This window comes from Phenylobacterium sp., from assembly GCF_030654915.1.
GTDB lineage: Bacteria > Pseudomonadota > Alphaproteobacteria > Caulobacterales > Caulobacteraceae > Phenylobacterium.
Genome location: NZ_JAURWM010000271.1, coordinates 1 through 3,246 on the forward strand (window position 1 = coordinate 1; position 3,246 = coordinate 3,246).

Consider the following 3,246-nt stretch of genomic DNA (forward strand, 5'->3'; position numbering starts at 1 on the left):
AGCAGCCGCCAACGGCGACGCGAGCCGGATCGAAACCGATCTCGGCGGCATGGTCGAACACCCACTTCACCGAGGCCAGGGCGTCGTCGTGGCCAGCCGGGAACGGATGCTCGGGCGCGAGCCGGTAGTCGACCGCCAGGACGCGGATTCCCGCGAAGCTGGCCAGACGTCGGCAATGGCCGTCGTGGCTCTCGAGGTCGCCGATGGCGAAGCCGCCACCGTGGAAATAGACAAGGCCCGGCGTGGTCGCAGGCGCACCGGAAGGCGTGTAGAGCCGCGCGCCAATGGGGCCGTCCGCTCCGTCGACCTGCAGGTCGCGGGCCTCGACGTCCTTGGGCGCGGTCAGGTTCTGGGCGGCGCGCTGCATGCGGTAGCCGGCCCGGATCATCTCAGGCGGAATAGCGTCCAACGGCGGCGCGGGCTGACCGGCGGCGGCGGCGGCCAACTCGTCGATCATCGCCTTGATATGGGGGTCCATGAGGACTCCTTTCCTGTTCGCTCATCCCTGGCGACCGCGATCGCGGAAGCCCTTTCAAGGATCGGGCGAGAGAAGCCTTAAGCCCTCTCGCCCTCTCACTCGCCGATCAGTCCACCCTACGAGGGGCGGATCTTGTCGTTGTTATTCAGCAGCTTCCTTCGGCGCGTAGCCGAGGACCGCCTTGACTTCCAGGAACTCGTTGAAGGCGAAATCGCCCCACTCGCGCCCGTTGCCGCTCATCTTGTAGCCGCCGAAGGGAGCCATCAGGTCCCCGCCGCCGCCATTGATCGACACCTGGCCGGCGCGCAGCTTGGAAGCCACTTCGCGAGCCTTGGCGAGGTCGGCGCCCTGGACGTAGGCGGCCAGGCCGTACTCGGTGTCGTTGCCGATCTGGATGGCCTGATCGACGCTTTCGTAGCCAAGGATCGACAGCACCGGACCAAAGATCTCTTCCTTGGCGATGGTCATTTCCGGGGTGACGTTGGCGAAGACGGTCGGCTTCACATAGTAGCCGACGTCCAGGCCTTCCGGACGGCCGACGCCGCCGGTGACCAGGGTCGCGCCCTCGTCGATGCCGGCTTGGATCAGCTTCTGGATCTTGTTGAACTGGACCTCGGAAACGACCGGGCCGAGTTGGCTGTTGCCGTTCGGGTCGCCGACGGTGACCTGGGCGGCCGCTTCCTTGGCGACGGCGATGGCTTCATCCATGCGCTTCGTCGGGACCAGCATGCGGGTCGGGGCGTTGCAGGACTGGCCGGAGTTGGTCATCACGGTGGCCACGCCACGGCCCACGCCCTTGGCGAAGGCGTCGTCGTCGAGGACGATGTTCGGGCTCTTGCCGCCCAGTTCCTGGGCCACGCGCTTGACGGTCGGGGCGGCGTTCTTGGCCACCTCGATGCCGGCGCGGGTCGAACCCGTGAACGAGATCAGGTCCACGTCCGGGTGGCTGGACAGCGGCACGCCGACGCCGAGGCCATCGCCTTGGACCATGTTGAACACGCCGGCCGGCACGCCGGCGGCATGCATGATCTCAGCGAAGATGTGGCCGGTGAACGGCGCGACTTCCGAGGGCTTCAGAACCATGGTGCAGCCCGTCGCGATGGCCGGGGCCACCTTGCAGACGATCTGGTTCAGCGGCCAGTTCCAGGGGGTGATGAACGAGCAGACGCCGATCGGCTCCTTGACGATCATCGTCGGGCCGCGGTCTTCCTCGAACTTGAAGGTCTTCAGGATCTCCACGGCGGTGGCCAGGTGGCCCATGCCGATCGGAACCTGCGCGCGCTGGGCCAGCGACGACGGGGCGCCCATTTCCTCGGTCACCGCGGTGGCCAGGTCGCCGAAGCGCTTCTGGTACTCGGCCAGGATGCGGCCCAGGACTTCCAGGCGCTCTTCGCGGCTGGTCTGGCTCCAGGTGGCGAACGCCTTGCGGGCGGCCTTGGCGGCCTTGTCCACGTCGGCGGCGGAGCCCATGGCGATCTTGCCACAGACTTCCTCGGTGGCGGGGTTTTCGACGTCGAGCGTCTTCAGGCCCTCGGCGGGATCGACCCACGCCCCGTCGATATAGAACTTGAGGTATTCGCGCATGACGTCCTCCTGGCCTTCGTTTCTTGGCAGCTGACGGAGCCGTCCGCCCCGATCTTCAAACATTCATTTTAGTGATCACTGTTAAGGGTTGAAAGCCCCCGCGCCGCGTAACCCTGCAGGAAGTTTCACACAGACGCCCGCAACCCCGCGACTGGCCGCTTGCGAGCCGCCCCCCGCATCGCTAAAGCCGGACGCACACAGCTTGGAGCCCCCATGTCCGGGATCATCCCCATCGTCGTCTTCCTGGTCGTGATGGCCGCGCTGAACCTGTTCGAGTTCGGCCGCCTCGACTGATCGGGCCAGCCTGATGACCAGCCGCGGCGCAGCACTGGTGACGGGCGGCGCGCGGCGGATCGGCCGTGTCCTCGCCGCGACAGCGGCCGAGGCCGGCTATGACGTCGCCATCCATGTCCGCAGCGTCGACGACGACGCCGAGGCCGCCGCCGGAGATGTGCGCGCCCACGGCCGCAAGGCGGTCATCCTCACCTGCGACCTGCGCCAGGAGCCCGCCGCCGTGGCCCTGGTGGGCGACGCCGAAGCCGAGCTCGGACCGGTCACCCTGCTGGTGAACAGCGCCAGCGTGTTCGAACACGACGCGTTCGCCGACATGAACCGCGCCTCCTGGGACCTGCACATGGAGACCAACCTGCGCGCGCCGCTGGTCCTGTCCCAGGTGTTCGCCCGGCGGCTGCCGGCCGACCGCGAGGGGCTGATCGTCAACCTTCTGGACCAGCGGGTCCTGCGGCCCGGCCCGGACTTCTTCTCCTATTCGCTGAGCAAGGCGGCCCTGTGGGACGCCACGCGCATGCTGGCGCAGGCGCTGGCGCCGCGCATCCGGGTCAACGCCATCGGCCCCGGCCCCAGCCTGCCCTCGATTCACCAGGACCAGGCCGCCTTCGACGCCGAGGTCGCCTCCACCCTGCTTGGACGCCCCGCCTCCCCCGCCCAGATGGGCGCGGCGCTGCGCTACCTGATCGACGCCACATCGGTGACCGGCCAGATGATCGCCGTCGATTCGGGCCAGCACCTGTCATGAGCGCCGGCGTCTTGGTCAGCTCGAAGGTCTTCGTCACCGGCGTGAAGGTGCAGGCCGAGATCGGCGTCTACCGCCATGAGATCGGCCGGGTTCAGCCGCTGATCGTCGATGTGGAGCTGGACGTGCCGACGGACGCCTCCGACCGGCT

The 3,246-nt window shown here is 67.9% G+C and carries 4 protein-coding genes; 2 read left to right on the top strand and 2 right to left on the bottom strand.

Annotation, left to right across the window (positions count from 1 at the left end):
* Both Q7T84_RS14180 and Q7T84_RS14185 read right to left on the bottom strand, forming a co-directional pair.
* Positions 1 to 478: alpha/beta hydrolase (locus tag Q7T84_RS14180; protein WP_304810044.1), on the bottom strand; the 478-nt coding region annotated here is incomplete at its 3' end.
* Between the two features lie 141 nt (positions 479 to 619).
* Positions 620 to 2,062, bottom strand: a complete 1,443-nt coding sequence (locus tag Q7T84_RS14185) for an aldehyde dehydrogenase family protein (protein WP_304810046.1) — start codon at positions 2,060 to 2,062, stop codon at positions 620 to 622.
* Between the two features lie 159 nt (positions 2,063 to 2,221).
* Between Q7T84_RS14185 and Q7T84_RS14190 the strand changes: the two genes are divergently transcribed.
* Positions 2,222 to 2,356: a hypothetical protein gene (locus Q7T84_RS14190; protein ID WP_304810048.1), complete on the top strand. Its 135-nt coding sequence runs from the start codon at positions 2,222 to 2,224 to the stop codon at positions 2,354 to 2,356.
* A 13-nt stretch (positions 2,357 to 2,369) separates the two neighbouring features.
* On the top strand, positions 2,370 to 3,098 hold the full coding sequence (locus Q7T84_RS14195) for an SDR family oxidoreductase (protein WP_304810050.1): 729 nt from the start codon (positions 2,370 to 2,372) through the stop codon (positions 3,096 to 3,098).
* Positions 3,099 to 3,246: the final 148 nt, after the last annotated feature.